The organism is Fuscovulum ytuae, assembly GCF_029953595.1.
Classification (GTDB): Bacteria; Pseudomonadota; Alphaproteobacteria; order Rhodobacterales; family Rhodobacteraceae; genus Paragemmobacter; species Paragemmobacter ytuae.
In genome coordinates this window covers 1,067,151-1,085,947 of sequence record NZ_CP124535.1, presented here as the reverse complement: position 1 = coordinate 1,085,947, position 18,797 = coordinate 1,067,151, and the positions used below count along the sequence as shown (strand labels likewise).

Annotated in this window: 19 protein-coding genes and 1 tRNA gene; 13 read left to right on the top strand and 7 right to left on the bottom strand. The window is 64.9% G+C overall.

Features of this window, described 5'->3' with window-relative positions:
• Positions 1 to 52: 52 nt before the first annotated feature.
• From QF092_RS05325 to fabI, 4 genes are all read right to left on the bottom strand, one after another.
• Positions 53 to 1,231 (bottom strand): aminotransferase, encoded by a 1,179-nt coding sequence (locus QF092_RS05325; RefSeq protein WP_281468325.1) that lies wholly within the window; start codon positions 1,229 to 1,231, stop codon positions 53 to 55.
• A gap of 236 nt (positions 1,232 to 1,467) precedes the next feature.
• Positions 1,468 to 1,992, bottom strand: a complete 525-nt coding sequence (gene gpt, locus QF092_RS05320) for a xanthine phosphoribosyltransferase (RefSeq protein WP_281468323.1) — start codon at positions 1,990 to 1,992, stop codon at positions 1,468 to 1,470.
• A 13-nt stretch (positions 1,993 to 2,005) separates the two neighbouring features.
• The gene (locus QF092_RS05315; RefSeq protein WP_281468321.1) at positions 2,006 to 2,620 is read right to left on the bottom strand and encodes a LysE family translocator; all 615 of its coding nucleotides are present in this window, start codon (positions 2,618 to 2,620) and stop codon (positions 2,006 to 2,008) included.
• Entirely contained in the window at positions 2,617 to 3,444 is an 828-nt protein-coding gene (gene fabI / locus QF092_RS05310) for an enoyl-ACP reductase FabI (protein WP_281468319.1), read from the bottom strand. The genes QF092_RS05315 and fabI overlap by 4 nt, the downstream gene beginning before the upstream one ends.
• 111 nt (positions 3,445 to 3,555) lie before the next feature.
• Here fabI and pdxH point away from each other — a divergent pair, with 111 nt between their 5' ends.
• From pdxH to mtnA, 6 genes are all read left to right on the top strand, one after another.
• The gene (gene pdxH / locus QF092_RS05305; protein WP_281468318.1) at positions 3,556 to 4,158 is read left to right on the top strand and encodes a pyridoxamine 5'-phosphate oxidase; all 603 of its coding nucleotides are present in this window, start codon (positions 3,556 to 3,558) and stop codon (positions 4,156 to 4,158) included.
• 114 nt (positions 4,159 to 4,272) lie between these two features.
• On the top strand, positions 4,273 to 4,809 hold the full coding sequence (locus QF092_RS05300) for a cold-shock protein (RefSeq protein WP_281468316.1): 537 nt from the start codon (positions 4,273 to 4,275) through the stop codon (positions 4,807 to 4,809).
• Entirely contained in the window at positions 4,776 to 5,255 is a 480-nt protein-coding gene (locus QF092_RS05295) for a DUF192 domain-containing protein (RefSeq protein WP_281468314.1), read from the top strand. The genes QF092_RS05300 and QF092_RS05295 overlap by 34 nt, the downstream gene beginning before the upstream one ends.
• A 49-nt stretch (positions 5,256 to 5,304) precedes the next feature.
• Positions 5,305 to 5,381, top strand: a tRNA-Pro gene (locus QF092_RS05290).
• A 312-nt stretch (positions 5,382 to 5,693) separates the two neighbouring features.
• Positions 5,694 to 6,830: a UDP-galactopyranose/dTDP-fucopyranose mutase family protein gene (locus tag QF092_RS05285; protein WP_281468312.1), complete on the top strand. Its 1,137-nt coding sequence runs from the start codon at positions 5,694 to 5,696 to the stop codon at positions 6,828 to 6,830.
• 63 nt (positions 6,831 to 6,893) lie between these two features.
• On the top strand, positions 6,894 to 7,913 hold the full coding sequence (gene mtnA / locus QF092_RS05280) for an S-methyl-5-thioribose-1-phosphate isomerase (RefSeq protein ID WP_281468310.1): 1,020 nt from the start codon (positions 6,894 to 6,896) through the stop codon (positions 7,911 to 7,913).
• Between the two features lie 4 nt (positions 7,914 to 7,917).
• Here mtnA and QF092_RS05275 read toward each other — a convergent pair whose 3' ends face one another.
• Both QF092_RS05275 and QF092_RS05270 read right to left on the bottom strand, forming a co-directional pair.
• Positions 7,918 to 8,403 carry a TrmO family methyltransferase domain-containing protein gene (locus QF092_RS05275; RefSeq protein WP_281468308.1) on the bottom strand — a complete coding sequence of 162 codons (486 nt, stop codon included), beginning with the start codon at positions 8,401 to 8,403 and terminating at the stop codon, positions 7,918 to 7,920.
• A 74-nt stretch (positions 8,404 to 8,477) separates the two neighbouring features.
• Positions 8,478 to 8,921: a hypothetical protein gene (locus QF092_RS05270; protein WP_281468306.1), complete on the bottom strand. Its 444-nt coding sequence runs from the start codon at positions 8,919 to 8,921 to the stop codon at positions 8,478 to 8,480.
• Positions 8,922 to 9,587: 666 nt separating this feature from the next.
• On the opposite strand from QF092_RS05270, the gene QF092_RS05265 reads away from it, so the two are divergent.
• From QF092_RS05265 to QF092_RS05235, 7 genes are all read left to right on the top strand, one after another.
• Positions 9,588 to 10,880, top strand: coding sequence for an amidohydrolase family protein (locus QF092_RS05265; RefSeq protein ID WP_281468304.1), 1,293 nt, complete (start codon positions 9,588 to 9,590; stop codon positions 10,878 to 10,880).
• A gap of 31 nt (positions 10,881 to 10,911) precedes the next feature.
• On the top strand, positions 10,912 to 11,895 hold the full coding sequence (locus QF092_RS05260; RefSeq protein WP_281468301.1) for a BMP family protein: 984 nt from the start codon (positions 10,912 to 10,914) through the stop codon (positions 11,893 to 11,895).
• Between the two features lie 3 nt (positions 11,896 to 11,898).
• Complete coding sequence (locus QF092_RS05255) at positions 11,899 to 13,194, top strand: amidase family protein (protein ID WP_281468299.1); 1,296 nt, start codon at positions 11,899 to 11,901, stop codon at positions 13,192 to 13,194.
• 55 nt (positions 13,195 to 13,249) lie between these two features.
• Entirely contained in the window at positions 13,250 to 14,776 is a 1,527-nt protein-coding gene (locus tag QF092_RS05250) for an ABC transporter ATP-binding protein (RefSeq protein ID WP_281468298.1), read from the top strand.
• Positions 14,766 to 15,815 (top strand): ABC transporter permease, encoded by a 1,050-nt coding sequence (locus QF092_RS05245; protein ID WP_281468296.1) that lies wholly within the window; start codon positions 14,766 to 14,768, stop codon positions 15,813 to 15,815. The genes QF092_RS05250 and QF092_RS05245 overlap by 11 nt, the downstream gene beginning before the upstream one ends.
• On the top strand, positions 15,812 to 16,753 hold the full coding sequence (locus tag QF092_RS05240; RefSeq protein WP_281468294.1) for an ABC transporter permease: 942 nt from the start codon (positions 15,812 to 15,814) through the stop codon (positions 16,751 to 16,753). The genes QF092_RS05245 and QF092_RS05240 overlap by 4 nt, the downstream gene beginning before the upstream one ends.
• Before the next feature lie 103 nt (positions 16,754 to 16,856).
• Positions 16,857 to 18,095: a flavin-containing monooxygenase gene (locus QF092_RS05235; protein ID WP_281468292.1), complete on the top strand. Its 1,239-nt coding sequence runs from the start codon at positions 16,857 to 16,859 to the stop codon at positions 18,093 to 18,095.
• A gap of 42 nt (positions 18,096 to 18,137) precedes the next feature.
• On the opposite strand, the gene QF092_RS05230 is transcribed toward QF092_RS05235, so the two are convergent.
• The gene (locus QF092_RS05230) at positions 18,138 to 18,599 is read right to left on the bottom strand and encodes a hypothetical protein (protein ID WP_281468290.1); all 462 of its coding nucleotides are present in this window, start codon (positions 18,597 to 18,599) and stop codon (positions 18,138 to 18,140) included.
• Between the last annotated feature and the right edge of the window lie 198 nt (positions 18,600 to 18,797).

The following is an 18,797-nucleotide window of genomic DNA, read 5'->3' as shown; positions in this document are numbered from 1 at the left end:
GGGAATGTGTCGCAGCCTGTCTAGTGGGTCAGGGCGCGGGGGGCAAGCGGGGCTAGAGGCGCAGAGCAGACAGGCGGTGGAACAACTCGGTGATCCCGGAGGCATCGATATTGGCAAAAGCGATGCGCAGCTGGCGCGCGCCTTCGGGATGGGTGTCGGGCTGGAACATGGTGCCGGGCAGCATGAGGATCGATGCCTCATGCACCAGCCGTTTGGCGAGTTCGTCCGACGCCATGGCATAGGGGTGTTCGACATAGGCGAAATAGGCCCCGCAGCCGAGAAGTTTCCAATCCGGCAGGGCGGCAAAGCCCGTGGTCATGGCAACGCGGCGGGCGAGGATTTCGTCACGCTCCCCCGCCACCCATTGGGCAAGGTTACGCATCCCCCAAAGCGCGCCGATCTGGCCCAGTTGGCTTGGGCAGATGGCGACGGTGTCGAGGAATTTCTCGACCTCGGCCAGCCTTGCGGCGGAGGCCACGATGGCGCCCACGCGGTGGCCCGTCAGGCGATAGGCTTTGGAAAAGCTGTAAAGCTGGATCAGCGTGTCGTCCCAATCGGGATCGGCGAAAAGGTCATGCGGGCGACCGGAGCGCGCGTCGAAATCGCGGTAGGTTTCATCGACGATGAGCGCAAGGTCATGGGCCCGTGCGAGATCGCGGAAGGCTGCAAGCGTCTCAGCGGGATATTCCACGCCGCCGGGGTTGTTCGGGCTGACCAGAACAAGGGCGCGGGTCCGGGGGGTGATCAGGCGGGCGGCGGCCTCGGCCTCGGGGATAAGGCCCGGGCCTGCGGGCAGGGGGACAGCCTTCACGCCTTGCATATCAAGCCACATCTTGTGGTTGAAATACCAAGGGGTGGGGAGGATCACCTCATCCCCTGCGCCCGCCAAAGTGGACATGACGGCGGTGAAGGCCTGATTGCAGCCTTGGGTGATGGCGGTCTGATCGGGGGAGATGCTGCCGCCATAGGCCGCGGTCCATTGCGATGCGATTTCGGCCCTAAGGTCCGGCAGGCCAAGGACGGGGCCGTAAAGATGGGCGGCGTCATTGGTCAGCGCGGCCTCGGCCAGTGCCTGACGCAGGCCAAGGGGGGGCGGGTCTACCGGGGCGGCTTGGCTGACATTGATCAGCGGGCGGTCGGGCGGGAAGCTTGCCCCTTGCAGCCAGCGCCGCGCCTCCATCACCGGAGGCGGGAAGGTGGCGGCCATGGCGGGGTTCAGGGGCAGGGACATTGCAGGCTCCGGTCTTGCGATGGGGGCAGGATAGGGGCGGATCGGGCAGTCCGCGACTGCCGATTTGCACGATCAGACGCGCGTTTGCGACAGGCTGCGAGGGGGCTTTGCGCAAAAGGACGGGCGGCGGCGCGGGTGGCGGGCGTCGCATGAGTATTTGGACCAAGGTGAAACGGCAGCTTCATCTTGGCATAAATTCGCATCGCGCGCGGATCGTCCGGGCTGCGGCTTTGGGGTCAATCCTGCCCGCGGAAGGGCTGCACATATTGCAGCGCCATGTCCCAGGGGAAGAAGATCCAGGTGTCCTGGCTGACCTCGGTCACATAGGTGTCGACCTGCGGCTTGCCGTGGGGTTTGGCATAGACGGTGGCGCAATGTGCCTTGGGGTAAAGGCTGCGGATCAGTTCCAGCGTCCGGCCGCTGTCGACGAGGTCGTCGACGATCAGGATGCCGGACCCGTCGCCCATCAGATCGGCCTGCGGGGCCTTCACAACCTGCGCCTCGCGCCGCTGGTCCTGCGCGCCGCCGCCAGAGTGATAGGATTTCACGCTGATCGTATCGACCACGCGGATATCGAGTTCGCGGCTGACGATCATGGCGGGGACAAGGCCGCCGCGCGTGATGCCGACCACGGCTTTCCATGCGCCGCCTTCGCCCGGACCTTTGCCATCCAGCCGCCATGCCAGCGCGCGGGCGTCGCGGTGGATCTGGTCCCAGCTGACGTGGAAGCCTTTTTCATGCGGCAGGCGTTCGGCGGACATGGGCGTTTCCCTCTCAGGTTGCGGCGATCTTGATCCCCAGCAGGGCGAGAAGGCCGCCGAAGCTGCGGTCGATCAGGGTTTTCAGGCTGATATAGCGGGCGCGGGTGCGATCAAGGCTAAAGATGCGGGCGACAAGGCTGTTCCACGCGGTTTCGGCCGTGAAGATCAGGGCAAGGAGGGAGGCATAGACCCAAAGCGCGGTGCCCTGCGGAATGGTGCCAAGGAAAATGGCCGAGAACATCACGGCGGGTTTCGGGTTGGCGAGTTGCGTGAAGAGCCCAAGCCGGAAGGCCGAAAGGCCAGAACGGGGCAGGGGGCGGCTGTCATCGGAGACAAGCGGGGTCTTGGCGTCGCGCCACAGGTGGACGGCCATCCAGATCAGATAGGCCGCGCCGCCCAGTTTCAGCGCCCAGAGCAGGGCGGGGGCCGCAGCGAAGAGAAGGTTGAGGCCGAACATCGCGGCAGAGGCCCAGACGACCGCACCCGCCCCGATCCCCATGGCAAGCATGAACCCGGTGCGGAAGCCCTGGGTCAGGCCGGTGCGGGCCGACATCAGGACCGCAGGCCCCGGCGAGATGGCGGCAAAGATCACGAGGCCCGCAAAGGCGAGGAAGGCCGCAAAGGTCATTCCTTGCCGTTCCGCCCGGTCACTGCGTCTATATCGGGGGCGTCAACCGCCTTCATACCGACGACATGGTAGCCTGCGTCGACATGCAAATTCTCGCCCGTCGTCCCGGAGCCGAGATCCGACAGCAGGTAGAGCGCGGCCTTGCCCACCTCTTCCTGCGTGACGTTGCGGCGGAGGGGGGAGTTCAGTTCGTTCCACTTCATGATGTAGCGGAAATCGCCGATGCCCGAGGCGGCCAGCGTCTTGATCGGACCGGCCGAGATGGCGTTGACGCGGATGCCGTCCTTGCCAAGGTCTTCGGCGATGTATTTGACGCTTGATTCCAGTGCGGCCTTGGCCAGACCCATCACGTTGTAATGCGGCATGACCTTTTCGGCACCGTAATAGGTCAGCGTCAGAAGCGACCCGCCCGCCGGCATCATCGCCGCCGCGCGCTGGCAGATGGCGGTGAAGGAATAGACCGAGATATCCATGGTCATCAGGAAATTCTGTCGCGTCGTATCGACATAGCGGCCGCGCAATTCGTTCTTGTCGGAAAAGCCGATGGCGTGAACAACAAAGTCGATCTGGCCCCAGTGATCCTTGAGCCCGGCGAAAAGCGCATCCATCGACTCTTCTGATGCAACGTCACATTCGAAGAGCAGCGGCGTGCCGATCGAGGCGGCAAGGGGCTCGACGCGCTTTTTCAGCGCCTCGCCCTGATAGGAGAAGGCCATTTCGGCCCCATGATCGGCAAGGGCCTTGGCGATGCCCCAGGCGATGGATTTGTCATTGGCCAGCCCCATGATGAGACCGCGCTTTCCTGCCATAAGTCCAGTTGACATTGCCTGTCCCTCGCCCACCCTTTGCGTTTCAGGTGACGTGTAGGCGATCACGGGGGCTGCATCAAGGGTGGCCCAGTCAACAGGCCATGCGTAGGCAAGCGGGAAAAAATAATGGACAGAAGTGGTATATTTGCGGGGGACGATCCGTTTCAGATAGCGCGGGCTTGGCTTGCGGAGGCGGAACCGGTGGAACCGAACGACCCCAATGCCATCGCGCTTGCGACTGTGGATGCGCGTGGGATGCCGAATGTGCGCATGGTTTTGTTGAAAGACATCGAGGCGGATGCCTTTGTCTTCTATACGAATTACGGGTCGAAGAAGGGGCAGGAGATCGCCGCAAGCGGGAAGGCCGCCTTCGTGCTGCATTGGAAAAGCCTGCGCCGCCAGATCCGGGTGCGCGGGGTGACAGAGCGCGAAGAGGGCCCGCAGGCGGATGAATATTACGCCAGCCGCAGCCTGAAAAGCCGTCTGGGGGCATGGGCGTCGCGTCAGTCGGAGCCGCTGTCGTCGCGGGCGTCGCTGATGGCGGATGTGGCGAAGGTGACCATCGAACAGGGGCCAAACCCGGCGCGCCCGCCCTTCTGGGGGGGTATCCGCATCCGGCCCTTGGAGATCGAATTCTGGGCCGATGGGGCGTTTCGCTTGCATGATCGATTCCGCTGGACCCGCGAAAATCTTGGGGAAAGTTGGGAAATCAATCGGTTGAACCCGTGAAATTCGCGCTTCGTGAATGAAAGTCTTTAGAGAGATTAAAATTAGCCCCTTGAAACTGCCTACATATTCGCGGCATTACTTATGAAGGGCTAACACTGGGGAACGGCTCTCAAAATGACAGAGAATGATAGGCCGGTGCACGAGGTGCATGGCCGTGTAAAGTGGTTCGATCCTGGCAAGGGATTCGGTTTCATCGTCGCAGACGAAGGTGGGGCCGATATCCTGCTGCATGCAAATGTGCTGCGGAATTACGGGCAGAATTCGGTTGCTGATGGTGCGGTGATTTCGGTGAAGGTGCAGATGACCCAGCGGGGCGTGCAGGCGGTGGAGGTGCTGAGCATCGAACCCCCGCAGGGCGTGAGCTTTCCGCTGGGCGACGAAAGTGCCCCGGCCGACCCCGAAGAAATCGCGCAACTGCCGCTTGAACCGGCACGGGTGAAATGGTTCGATAAGGCCAAGGGATTTGGCTTTGCGAATGTCTTCGGTCGACCCGAAGATGTGTTCATCCATATCGAGGTTTTGCGCGTATCAGGTTTTGCCGACCTTCAGGCGGGCGAGGCGATCTGCCTTCGCATCGTGGACGGCAAACGGGGGCGCATGGCGGTGCAGGTGGTTTCGTGGGAAGCAGCAACTCGGCAGCTTGGATCCTAGCGACATGGGCTGGCTTGCTGCCCTTGGCGGCAAGCGCGACCTGCGCGCCCGATGCCGTGGAAATCCGCGGCCCATCGGGTGTGGCGCGGTTCACTGTGGAAGTTGCCGATGACGGGGCTGAACGGGCGCAGGGACTGATGTTCCGGGAAAGCATGCCGAAATCTGCCGGGATGCTTTTTGTCTATGAGGCACCGCAACGGGCGTCGTTCTGGATGAAGAACACGCTTATTCCCTTGGATATGATCTTTGCCGATGAAACGGGGCAGGTGACGCGGGTGCATTCCAATGCGGTGCCGGGCGATACGACCCCGATCGATGGTGGCAACGGCGTGCGGTTCGTGCTGGAGATCAATGGCGGTCTTGCCCGCCGAATGGGGATTGTCGAAGGGTCAGAGCTGCGTCATCCGGCGATTCCGCAAGCGACGGCGATCTGGCCATGTGAATGACCCAAGACCGCTTTCCATCCCGCAAGGAAGCGGGTATGGAGGCAACGTTCGGGGCGTGGCGCAGTCTGGTAGCGCGACGGTTTTGGGTACCGTAGGTCGTAGGTTCGAATCCTATCGCCCCGACCAATCCAACAACGGATTTGGCTCTGCCTGAAGGTGGGGCTGTCGTAAGGCCGCAGGCTGCGCCCTTGCAGTGCAATTATTATCGAAGTGATATTAATTAATTCGGGTGACTCGGCCCGATTTCTGGGCGTTTCCGGCGGAAATCTGCATGTCTTTGGTAAACGCGGCAGGGTTTGCGTGCGGCTGAGGCCTCTCCGATGGCTCCCGAATTTGGAAATGTGACGGCATTGTCGGGGCGCTTTTGCCATGCGCCCTTGCACAGGCGGAGGAATTTTCCCATCCTGTCGCGGTAGGGTTGTGACAAGTGGTGAATGTGTGCGCGTTCTGGTGGTTGGGGCCGGTCTGTCCGGTGCGGTGATCGCGCGGGTGCTGGCCGAGGCGGGCGTTGCATCCACTGTACTGGAGGCCCGCGATCACGTGGCGGGCAATTGCCATACCGAACGCGATGCCGAAACGGGCGTCCTGGTGCATCTGCACGGCCCCCATATCTTTCACACCGATGATGACGAGGTTTGGTCCTTCGTAAACCGTTTCGCGCGGTTTCGTCCTTTCGTGAACCGGGTGAAGGCGACGGTGGGCGCGCGCGTCTATTCGCTGCCCATTAATCTGCACACGATCAACCAGTTCTTTTGCAAAAGCTTTCGCCCCGAAGAGGCGCGCGCCTTCATCGCCGCGCAGGCGGATGGGGGCAATGCCGATCCGGCGAGTTTTGAGGGTGAGGCGCTGCGCCTGTTGGGGCGGCCGCTTTATGAGGCGTTTCTAAAGGGTTATACCGTCAAGCAATGGGGGATGGCACCGACCGATCTGCCAGCATCGATCCTGAAGCGGTTGCCGCTGCGGTTCAATTACGACGACAACTATTTCTTCCACCGCCATCAAGGCATGCCAGAGGCGGGATATACCGCGATGGTGGCGGCGATGTTGGATCATCCCTTGATCGAGCTGCGACTTGCCGCGCCCTTTCGCGCGCAAGGGGCGGGGGCGTGGCGGCATGTCTTTTATTCCGGGCCGCTGGACGGGTATTTCGATCATGGGTTGGGGCGGCTGCGCTATCGCACGCTGGATTTCGAGCGGTTTACGGACCTTGGCGATCATCAGGGCTGCGCGGTGATGAATTACCCCGACGCCGAAGTGCCCTTCACGCGGGTGACGGAACACAAGCATTTCGCGCCATGGGAAGAGCATGCGGCGACGGTCTGCTATCGCGAATATTCCCGCGATTGTGGCCCCGGCGATCTGCCCTATTACCCGATCCGGCTGGTGGCGGATCAGGCGCTGTTGGCGGCCTATGAGGCGCGGGCGCGCGAGTTGCGGGGGGTGACCTTTGTGGGGCGGCTGGGAACTTATCGCTATCTCGACATGGATCAGACGATCCGGGAAGGCTTGGATGCCGCGCGGCGCTTTCTGCGGGCCGGGGCGGCGATGCCAGCCTTTGCGGCGGATGGGGTCTAGGGCCGGGTTGCGGCGGGAACGGTTTCTTGTAGCCTGAAGCGCAGGGCGGCGCAGGAGGCGGGCATGGCGTTTCGGACGATGGAATGGGTGACCGAGGGGCCTGTCTTGCGCCTGTTGGATCAGCGCGTGCTGCCCGAGGTGGTGCGCTATCGCGATCTGGCCACGGCCGAGTCGGTGGCGGGGGCGATCCGCGACATGACGGTGCGCGGTGCGCCGGCCATCGGGGTGAGCGCGGCCTTCGGTCTGGTCATCGCGGCACGGCAGGCGGGCGGGGCGGATTTGCGGGCGGTGTTGCCTGCGGCGGATGCCGTGCTGCGGGCGGCGCGGCCCACGGCGGTGAACCTGTTCTGGGCGTTGGACCGGATGCGGGCCTTATGGGAGGCAGGCGCGGATGCGGCGCGGTTGGAGGCGGAGGCCCTGGCGATGGAGGCCGAGGATGTGGCGGTGAATGAGGCGATTGCCGCCCATGCGCGGGCGATCCTGCCGCAGGAGGTGACCTTCTTTCACCATTGCAACACCGGGGCCTTGGCGGCGGTGGGCGTGGGCACGGCGCTGGGCATCATCCGGCGGGCGCATGAGGCGGGGCATAAGGTTTTCGCCTATCTCGACGAGACACGTCCCCGCTTGCAGGGGGCAAAGCTGTCGTCCTTTGAACTGATGGAATATGGCGTGCCGCATGCGGTGGTGGTGGATGGGGCATCGGCCCATATCATGCGCAAGCGACCGGTGGATATTGCCGTCGTGGGCTGCGACCGTGTGGCGGCCAATGGTGATACGGCCAACAAGATTGGCACCTATAACCTTGCGCTGGCGGCGCAGGATAACGGGGTGCCCTTCTACGTGGCCTGTCCGACTTCGACCATCGACATGGGCACGCCCACGGGGGACGGGATCGAGATTGAGGAACGCGCGGAGGAGGAGGTGCTGGTCGTGAACGGGGCCAGCATTGCGCCCAACGGTGCGCGGGCCTTCAATCCGGCTTTCGATGTGACGCCCAATCGATTGATTGCGGGGCTGATTACCGAAAAGGGGATCATCCGGCCGCCCTTTGACGTAAACCTGCGGGCGCTGTTCGGGGGCTAGGGCGCTAGGCGGGCGGGATGTCCACGCCGGGGATGAAGGGTTTGATATCCAGCAGCGGCGTGCCATCGAAGGCATCGGTCGCGTCGATGCCGACGCGGCCTGTGGTAAGGTCGATAGAGAGCAGGCGCACGACACCCAGCGCAATGGGATTGGGCCGTGCGGGCGAGCGGAGCGCGAAGGTGCCGGTGGGCGCGGGCCTGTGGCGGGGCGATTGCACCGCAAGATCGCGCCTTGCGCCGCCTGTCCAGTAAAGCAGGATCACGGCATCGCCGGGAGAAAGCCCTTGCAGGGCGGGGCGATAGGGGAGGTCGATTTCAAGCCGGGCGGGGGTGGCGCGGGCGCGCGCCTCGGCGATGTTCTTGGGGCTATCCTCGGCAGACCAAGGGGACCGGACATGGCCGATGAAGGCCAGTGTCGCGTCGTGCTGCGTGGCGGGATCGGGGAAAAGCCGTTGCTCGCCGGGGCGGATCGGATCGTCAGGATGGGCCATTCTGCGCCTTTGGTTACCCGCAGATCGTGGCGCGGGGCGATGAAGGGCGCAATGCGGCGGTCGGGCGCGGGGGATCAGGCGAGGCCGTGGCGCAAGAGGACCGGGCGACCCGCCACCTCGGCCACGACGCGGCTGTCGGGCCAAATGCGGAAGAAAACGGTCGGGCCAAGATCGGTGGACAGGCGCGGGGGCGGGGCGATGAGGCGGGCAGACGCCAGCGCGAACCAGCCCGCGCCATGGGCGAGCGCCATGGGGCGCAGGCCAAGTTCGGCCAGCTGGGCCGCGTCGAGCGTGGCGCAACCCATCGCCTCGACATCGACAAGACGCTGGGCGGCAAGATCCCAGATCGGGTCGCCGATCGACAATTCCTCAATCCGGCAGACATCATCGGGGGCGGCACCCACGCGGATCGTCAGCCCTTCGGAGAACATCGTGATTTCAACGGCCTGCGCGATATCCTTCGCCTCGGGTGCGAAGGTTTCGGGCGCGACGGAACCTTTTGGAGGGAGGAAGCCCATGCTCAGCACCCCCCGCACGGTTTGCGGGCGGGCCAAAGGCCAAAGGACGCGTCGCAAAGGGCGACGAAAGGCACACACACAGACATCACATTCCCCGGCAGCTTGGGACATAAACACATTCCGCCTATGGCAACCCGGCCCCCACCGGATCGTTACACTTTTGCCCGGCTTCGGCCGGACACGGGACGCGGCATCCCGAAGTGGCTACAGTTTTACCCAAATGTTGCCATGTCGCAAGCCAGATGGACGTTCCCGCCGCGACAATGACGCAATTCGCGGGCCGAGGGCGGCAGCGGTGACAATCCGGAAACGATCGGGCCGCGGGCCGATGTGTCGTTAACCATTCCGGGTGATGCGGGTCAGGGATTTGCGCGGTTCGGGCCTGAGGTGATTCGTAATCCGGCGTTTTTCTGGGGAACGGCGCCGGTCTCTTTGATGGGGCACGAAACTTGATGCGCGGGGCTGTCTGCCAAGGATGGGCAGGGTGCGCCGCGCTTTGGGGGGTGTTTTGCGCCTGCGTGCCCGGGCGGCAGGCTGGGGCGGGGCTGCCTCTTTTCGCGGCAGTGAAATCTTTTTTGACCGATGGGTAAATTTGGATAACGCTGGGTCACGCGACAAGCGCCGCGCGGCACGGTTCAGTGACAGCGGCGAAGACACGGGGGTGACATGCTGGACCTGCTGGTAAGGGCGGGGCGTCTTTCGCAGGGAAAGACGCCGGTCGATATTGCGGTGAAGGATGGGCAGATCGTCGAGATCGCCCCGCAGATTGAGGCCGAGGCAGGCAGGGTGATCGAGGCGGGCGGGCGTCTTGTGGCCCCGCCTTTCGCTGACCCGCATTTCCATATGGATGCGACCTTGTCCCTTGGTCTGCCGCGGCTGAACCGATCCGGCACATTGCTGGAGGGGATCGCGCTGTGGGGGGAGTTGAAGCCGCTTTTGACGGTGGAAGCCGTGATGGAGCGCGCGCTGCGCTATTGCGATCTGGCGGTGGCGCAGGGGCTTTTGTCGATCAGGACGCATGTGGATGTTTGCGATGATCGGTTGACGGCGGTCGAGGCACTTTTGGAGGTGAAGCGGCAGGTCGCGGGCTATATCGACCTGCAATTGGTCGCCTTTCCGCAGGATGGGCTTTATCGCGACCCGACGGCGCATCGGAACCTGATCCGTGCCTTGGATATGGGCGTGGACGTGGTGGGGGGCATCCCGCATTTCGAACGCACCATGCAGGCGGGGGCCGAGTCGGTGCGTGCGCTGTGCGAGATTGCGGCTGAGCGAGGGCTGCCTGTCGATCTGCATTGCGATGAAAGCGATGACCCGATGAGCCGCCATATCGAGACGCTGGCGGCGGAAACCGTGCGCTTGGGCCTGCAAGGGCGGGTGGTGGGCAGCCATTGCACGTCGATGCATTCTATGGACAATTATTATGCGTCAAAGCTGATCCCGCTGATTGCCGAGGCGGGGCTGCATATCGTGCCAAATCCCTTGATCAACATCACGCTGCAGGGGCGGTCGGATACCTATCCCAAGCGGCGCGGGATGACGCGGGTGCCGGAACTTAGGGCGGCGGGGGTGAATGTGGCCTTCGGGCAGGATTGCACGATGGACCCGTGGTATCCTTTGGGATCGGCGGACATGCTGGAAGTGGCGCATATGGGGGTGCATGCCGTTCCCATGACCTCGCGCGAGGCGATGGCTTGGGCCTTTTCGTCGGTCACGGTGGGGGGGCATCTGGCGATGGGCCTGCCTGATCCGACCCTGCGGGTGGGCGGGCCCGCGACGATGGTGATCTTGCAGGCGCGCGATCCGATTGAAGCGGTGCGGCTGCGCGCAACGCGGCTGGCGGTGATCCGGTCAGGCCGGGTGCTGGCCGAGACGGCGCCACGTTTGGCGCGGCTGGATTTGCCGGGGCGTCCGGCAGGGCTGGACCCTGCGGATTACGCGCCGATGGCAGAAGATTGAGACAACAAGCAACCAAACGGGGAGAAGTGAGATGAGATTTTCGACAACGCGCCGGAGCCTGATGATCGGGGCGGCGGCCACGCTGGCGCTGCCCGCCTATCTGCGTCGGGTGAATGCCCAAACGGCGATCAAGGTGGCGGGGGTGCATGCCTCGCCGGTAGAGAACGCGTGGAATTCCCGCATCCATGCCGCGATGCAGGCAGCGGCGGCGGATGGGTTGATCGAATATGAGTTCAGCGAAGGCGTGGCTGCGACCGATTATTCCCGTGCGATGCGGGAATATGCGGAAGGCGGCGCGAAGCTGATCTGGGGCGAAAGCTATGCGGTGGAGGCCGAGGCGCGCGCGGTGGCAGCGGATTACCCGGAAACCGCCTTCTTGATGGGGTCGTCGGGCGGACCAGAAGGCGATAATTTCGGCGTCTTCGGCACGCGCAACCATGAAGCGGCCTATCTGGCGGGGATGCTGGCGGGGAAGATGTCTGCGACCAATACCTTCGGGTCGGTCGGCGGCTATCCGATCCCGGAGGTGAATCTGCTGATCAACGCCTTCCGCATGGGCGTGAAAGAGGTGAACCCGGAGGCGAAGTTCCTGAACGGTTTCATTGGCGCATGGTTCGACCCGGCCAAGGCCAAAGAGGCGGCGGTGGCGCAGATCGACGGCGGGGCGGATATCCTGTTTGGCGAGCGGATCGGGACGGCGGATGGCGCGCAGGAGCGGGGGGTGAAGGCGATCGGGTCGCTGATCGATTACACGCCGCGCTATCCGGGGACGGTGTTCGCCAATGCGATCTGGAACTATCGCCCAACCATTGATGCCATTGTGGCCGATGTGGTGGCAGGGCGTCCGGTGGGGCGGGATTACACCGAATATTCCTTCATGAAATATGGCGGGAACGAGTTGATCTTCGTGGCCGAAGAGGTGCCCGCCGACGCGGTCCCCGCGATGGAGGAAAAGCGCGCGGCGATTGCGGCAGGGACTTTTGAGGTGCCGATCGACGCGAACGAGCCTGCCTGAGCCTTGCAGGACGCGACATCCCTAGCGGCGGCGATCGCCTCGGGTGCGGTTCCCGCTGCCGAGGCGATGGCGGCATCGGTCGCGGCGGCGGATCGGTTCGGCGCGGTGGTGCGGGTGGAGACTGCGGCGGGGCCCATCGGGGATGGGCCCTTTGCCGGAGTGCCGTTTCTGGGCAAGGACCTTGGATCGGGGGCGGCGGGTCTGTCCCCGGTCGCAGGGTCTGCGGCTTTGGCGCGGCGGCGGGTGGATCAGAAGACGGATAGCGATCTGTTCGCGCGCTTTCGTCGGGCGGGGCTGGTGCCCTTTGGCCTGACGCGGGTTCCGGAGTTTGGCTTGGCGTTGACCTCGGACCCTTGTGTGAACCCTTGGGATGCAGGGCTGTCGCCCGGTGGGTCGTCGGGCGGTGCGGCGGCGGCTGTGGCGGGAGGGATCGTCGCCATGGCCCATGCCACGGATGCGGCGGGGTCCATCCGTGTGCCTGCGGCCTGCTGCGGGTTGGTGGGGTTGAAGCCTTCGCGCGGCGCTGTGCCGATGGGGCCGGATCAGGGGAACTGGCTCTTGGGGCTGGCGAGCGAATTGGTTCTGGCGCGGTCGGTGCGGGATGTGGCCATGGCCTTTGCGGCGGTGGCAGAGCCTTGGGCCGGGGGGCGCCCCTTTGGCAAAGGGCCTGTGGCGATGGTTCTGCCCGACGGGTGCGCAGCGGCGCAGGTGGCCGGGGTCGAGGCTGTGGCAGAGGTGCTGCGCGGGTTTGGGCTGACGGTGGAGCGGCGGGATTTTCCCGTGGCGATGGCGGCGCGGGCAGGACGGGTGGCGCAGGGGGTGCTGACGGCGTCCTTGGCGGAGTGGATGGGGTTTCTTGGGGTAAAGGGCGAAGAATTGACGCCCATCGCGGCGGCGGTGATGGCGGAGGGCTGCGCCATGACAGGGGCGGAGGTCTTTGCCCTTGGCCGCGAGATGGCGATTCTGACGGCGGAGTGGGAGGCGTGGATGGGAGAGGTGGATGCGGTGATTTCCCCCGTGCTGCGCGATGGCGTGCCCAAAGTCGGGGCTTTTGACATGGGCGCGCGGGATGTGGCGGCGCATTTCGCGCAGATTTCCGATATCGCGCCCGGGGCGGCGCTGGCCAATGCGGCGGGATTTCCGGCGGTTGTGGTGCCCGTTGCGGGGGCGGGCATCCCAGTGGGGGTGCAGATTGCCGCGCGGGCAGGATGTGACCGGGCGCTTTTGGCACTGGCGGCGCGGGTGGCGGGGGGGCTGCCAGAGGTGGCCTATCCCTATCCGGTCGCGGGGCATCCCTAAGGGGTTGCGATTGTCGTGGATATGCTAGGGTCGGGGTGGTGACAGGGGGGCAGGGATGATTGCGGGGGCTTCGGGACCGGTTCTGGAATTGGTCGGGATCAGCAAGCGCTTTGGCGCATTGGTGGCCAATGACGATGTGACCTTATCCTTGAGGAAGGGCGAAGTGCTGGCCCTTTTGGGGGAGAATGGCGCAGGCAAGACGACCCTGATGAACATCCTTTTCGGCCATTATGCGGCGGATGCGGGGGTGGTGCGGGTGATGGGACGGAACTTGCCGCCCGGTCGGCCACAGGCGGCCATCGCGGCAGGCGTGGGGATGGTGCATCAGCATTTCACGCTGGCGGGCAATCTGACCGTGCTGGAAAACATCGTGATCGGGTCGGACTCCCTGTGGAAGGCGGGGATGAACCGCGATGGGGCGATCCGCAAGATCGAGGAATTGGCGCGGACCTTTGGCCTTCCGGTGGACCCTCTGGCGCGGGTGGGTGACCTTTCGGTGGGCGAACGGCAGCGGGTGGAGATCCTCAAGGCCCTGTATCGTGAGGCGCGCGTTCTGATTTTGGACGAGCCGACCGCCGTGCTGGCGCGGCCTGAGGCGGAGCAGTTGTTCCGTATCCTGAAGGGGATGGCGAAGGGGGGGCTGTCGATCCTGTTCATAAGCCACAAGCTGCATGAGGTGATGGGAGCCTCGGACCGGGTTGTCGTGCTGCGTCAAGGGCAGGTGGTGGCAGAGCGGGTGACGGCAGAGACAAGCCCGCCAGAACTGGCCGAGTTGATGGTGGGGCGGGCCGTGGCGCGGCCCAAGCGGCAGGCCCATGCGGCGGGCGCGCCGGTGGTGGTGGCGCGGGGGCTGCGGGCAAGCCGGGGCGGCGGCATGGGCTTGGACGGCGTCGATTTCGAGGTGCGCGAGGGGGAGATCCTTGGGATCGTCGGCGTGTCTGGGAATGGGCAGGCGATGCTGGGGCGGGTGCTGTCGGGGCTGGCGCGGCCCGATGCGGGGACGATCAGCTTTCAGGGGCGGGATATCGCGCGGATGACGCCCCGGCAGGCGGTGCGGATGGGATTGGGGCGGGTGCCGGAGGACCGCCATGCGCAGGGCGTGGTGGGTGATCTGGCCGTCTGGGAAAACGCGGTGCTGGAGCGGCTGCGAGACTATGCGCGCTTTGGTTTTGTGAAGCGGCGGGCGGCGATGGATTATGCCGAGGCCCTGATAAAGCGGTTCGACATCCGGGGGGCGGGGCCGCGCAGCCGGACAAGGGCGCTGTCGGGGGGGAATATGCAAAAGCTGATCCTTGGGCGCAATCTGGCGGCGGGGCCGAGGTTCCTTTTGGCCAATCAGCCGACGCGGGGCTTGGATGAGGGGGCCATTGCGGCGGTGCATCAGGAATTGTTGCAGGCGCGGGCCGAGGGGGCGGCCATCCTGCTGATATCCGAGGATTTGGATGAGGCGGTGGGATTGGCGGATCGGTTGCAGGCCATCGTGAAGGGGAAGCTGTCGGTCCCCATCGCGGCAGAGGCGGCGGATGCGCGCAAGCTGGGCCTGATGATGGCGGGGGTCTGGGGGACGCAGGATGCGCATTGAGCGGCGGGACGAGGTATCGGTTGCGGCGCTGATCCTTGCGCCTCTCGCGGCGGTGCTGGCAGCGCTGATCCTTTGCGCAGGGTTGATCGCCATGGCGGGGGTCAGCCCCTTGACGGCCTATGCCGAGATGCTGCGCGGGGCCTTTGGATCGCGTCTGGCGGTGACCGAGACGCTGACGCGGGCCTCGCCCCTGATCCTGACGGGGCTGGCGGCGGCGGTCGCCTTCCGGGCGCGGCTGTGGAACATCGGGGGGGAAGGGCAGTTCTACATGGGGGCGCTGGCGGCGGCGGCGCTGGGCCATTCGGTGGTGGTGGGCATGCCCCTGCCTGCCGCTTGGGCGGTGATCGCAGGCGGCGCAATGGCGGCAGGGGCGGTGCTGCTGTTGATCCCGGCGCTGTTGCGGCTGCGCTTTGGGGTGGATGAGGTGGTGACGACGCTGCTTCTCAATTTCGTGGCGCTTTTGTTCGTGGGGCTGATGGTGGAGGGGGTGCTGAAGGACCCGATGGCCTTTGGCTGGCCGCAATCGGTGCCGGTCGCGGCACGGTTGCGGTTGCCTGATCTGGTGCCACGGTCGCGGTTGCATGTGGGGCTGGTGCTGGCGGTGATCGTGGCGGGGATCATCTGGCTGGTGCAGGCGCGGACGGTGTTCGGGGCCGAGACGCGGGCGGCGGGCCTGAACCCGCAGGCCGCAGCCTTTGCGGGCGTGCCGATTACGGCGACGCTGGCCAAGGTGGCGGTGCTGTCTGGGGGGCTTGCCGGGCTTGCAGGCGCGATCGAGGTGCTGGGTCCGGTGGGCTATGTCACGACCACCCTGTCGCCGGGGTTCGGCTATGCCGGGATCGTGGTGGCCATGCTGGCGGCGTTGCATCCGGCGGGGGTGGTGGCGGCCTCGGTCTTCGTCGCCACGATCTTTGTGGGGGCCGATGCAATGAGCCGGGCGACGGGCGTGCCGTCCTTCATCGCGGATGTGATCATGGCGGTGGCGCTTTTATCGATGCTGGTGGCGCTGCTTTTTGCAACCTATCGGGTGCGGACATGACAGAAGCCTTGGATATTCTGACAACGGCAAGCCTTTGGGCCGCAGTGCTGCGGATCGCGACGCCGCTGATCTTTGGCGTGCTGGGCGCGCTGATCTGCGAGAGGGCCGGGGTTTTGAACCTTGGGATCGAGGGGATCATGACGCTCGGGGCCATGGTCGGTTGGTTGACGGTGTTCTGGGGCGGTGATCTTTGGCTGGGGCTGGCGGTGGCGGTGCTGGCGGGAATGGCGATGGGCTGGCTGCATGCGATGCTGACGGTGCCCTTGGGCCTGTCGCAGCATGTGTCGGGTCTGGGGATCACGCTTTTGGCGTCGGCGCTGGCCTATTACCTTTATCGGTTATGGGTGGAGGTGGGTGATCTGCCGCCCACCATTCAACCCTTTCAGCCGCTGGCGGTGCCGGGTCTGTCGTCGATCCCCTTTCTGGGCGAGGCGGTCTTTACCCAGATGCCGCCCACCTATGTGGCGCTGATTATGGTCGTGCTGGTGGCTTGGTTCCTGAACCGGACGCCTGCGGGTTTGGCGCTGCGGATGACGGGTGAGAACCCGCATGCGGTGGAGGCGCAGGGGCTTAATCCGATGCGCATCCGCATCTGGGCGGTGATGGTGGGATCGGGGCTGATGGCGCTGGGCGGGGCCTTCCTGACGACGGCGGCCTTCAACAGCTTCTTCCCGACCATGGTGCAGGGGCGGGGATGGATCTGCATCGCGCTGGTGGTGTTTGCCTCGTGGCGGCCGGGCAAGGCGCTGCTGGGGGCACTTTTGTTCGCGCTGTTTGATGCGTTTCAATTGCGCCTGCAAACGGTGGTGGAGGGCGTGCCTTACCAGCTGTTCCTGATGGCGCCCTATGTCCTGTCCATCGTGGCGTTGATCCTTGTGGCGCGACGGGCACGGGTGCCAGAGGCGCTGATGCAGCCCTATCGGCGGGGCGAACGCTAAGGGCTTAGGTTCGGCCTAAGCCGTGGCGAAGGAATTGCGTGTTTCGGCAAGGGTCGGTCTTGCCTACAGCTTTGGCATGAGCTGTGGGAGAGGAGGGCGCGCGATGGCGGTCGAGACGGTCGAGACCTTGGTGATCGGCGGCGGGCAGGCGGGGCTGGCCATGAGCGCGCATCTGCGCGCCGCAGGGCGGCCCCATCTGGTGCTGGAGCGGGCGCGCATCGCCGAACGCTGGCGGACGGAGCGGTGGGATTCGCTGGTTGCCAATGGTCCGGCTTGGCATGACCGTTTTCCGGCGGCGACCTTTGGCGATATCGACCCCGACAGCTTTGCCACGAAAGACCGGATCGTGCGCTATTTCGAGGAGTTTGCGGCAGAGATCGACGCCCCCATCCGCTGCGGGGTGGAGGTGACGGCGCTGAGGGCGGCGCCTGCGGGCGGGTTCCGTGCGGAAACGAAGGATGGCGTGATCGAGGCGGCGAATGTGGTCGTGGCGACGGGGCCGTTTCAGAAGCCCGTCTTTCCCGCGATGATCCCCGAAAGCGCGGGTGTGATGCAGATCCATTCCAACCATTACCGCAATCCCGGGCAGTTGCCGGAGGGTGCCGTGCTGGTGATCGGGGCGGGATCGTCGGGCAGCCAGATCGCGGATGAACTATTGCGGTCGGGGCGCGAGGTCTGGCTTTCGGTCGGGCCGCATGACCGCCCGCCGCGCGCCTATCGGGGCCGGGATTTCGTCTGGTGGCTGGGGGCCTTGGGCAAATGGGATGCCCGTGCGCAGACGCCGGGGATGGAGCATGTGACGATTGCCGTCAGCGGCGCGCAGGGTGGCCATACGGTGGATTTCCGCGCCTTTGGCAACCGGGGGATGCAACTTGTGGGGCGGACGATGGGTTATGACGCAGGGCGGCTGTCCTTTGCGCCCGATCTTGCCGAAACCATCGCGCGGGGGGATGCCAATTACCTGTCGGTGCTGGACGAGGCCGATGCCCATGCGGCGCGCGAGGGACTTGACCTGCCAGAAGAGCCGGAGGCGCGGGTGATGGAGCCGATGCCCGCCTGCGTGACCGATCCGGTGTTGTTCTTGGACCTGAAGGCTGCGGGGATTTCGGCGGTGATCTGGGCGACGGGGTATCAGCTGGATTTCGGCTGGATCGGGTTCGACATCTTTGATGCGCAGGGGCGGCCCCGGCATGACAAGGGGATCACCGAAGTGCCGGGCCTGTGTTTCCTTGGTCTGCCTTGGCTGACGCGGCGGGCGTCACCCTTCATCTGGGGTGTTTGGCATGATGCGGCGCATCTGGCGGCGCATCTCGGGGCGCGGCGGGTGGCAGAAACGGTCTAAGGCCGGGGGCGCGCTGCGCCCTCCGGCCTTATTGGGCTGAGGTCAGGCTTCCGGGGCCGTTTCAAAATCGACGGTCGTCGGACCATCGCATACCGGGTCGGGGCAACGTTCTTCCGGGGGTTCCGGGTCGGGATCGGGGGGCAGGTCGGGTTCTTCTTCGACAGGGGGGGTAACAATGATCGTCGGCGGCACTGTCGGCGCATTGCTTGGACCACCGGTATCATTGTTCGGCGCGCTGCGGGTTGGGATTGACGCGGTGGCACCGACAAGCGTGCCTGCAAGTTCCGGGCAGTTGTTTTCCGCCAGAAGCAGGATATCGGCATAATCGCCCCGACGCTGCAGGATCGCGGCAACATTGGCGTCGAACGGGCCGTTCGACAGGACGAGGCAGATTTCATCGGGCAGGACGGCGGGGCGAAGTTCGGCCTGCGCGGCCATCGGCAGCATGGCCAGCACGGCCAGAGCGGCAAGGCGGCCGCCTGTGGTGCATTGGGCGAAAGACATCGAAGAACTCCATCAAATGAAAGCGCGGATGGCGCGGAGGGGATCACGTTCTTAAGAATGGTTAATACCCAATGGTCGGTCAAATTTCCGCCATCGGAATGCAGTTTTTTCGCCGCATTTTGGCCTTGATCACGGTTTTGCCCGTTAAGTGTTGCGCCAAGGCACAGGCGACGACGCAGGGGGTTCAATCTTGGGTTG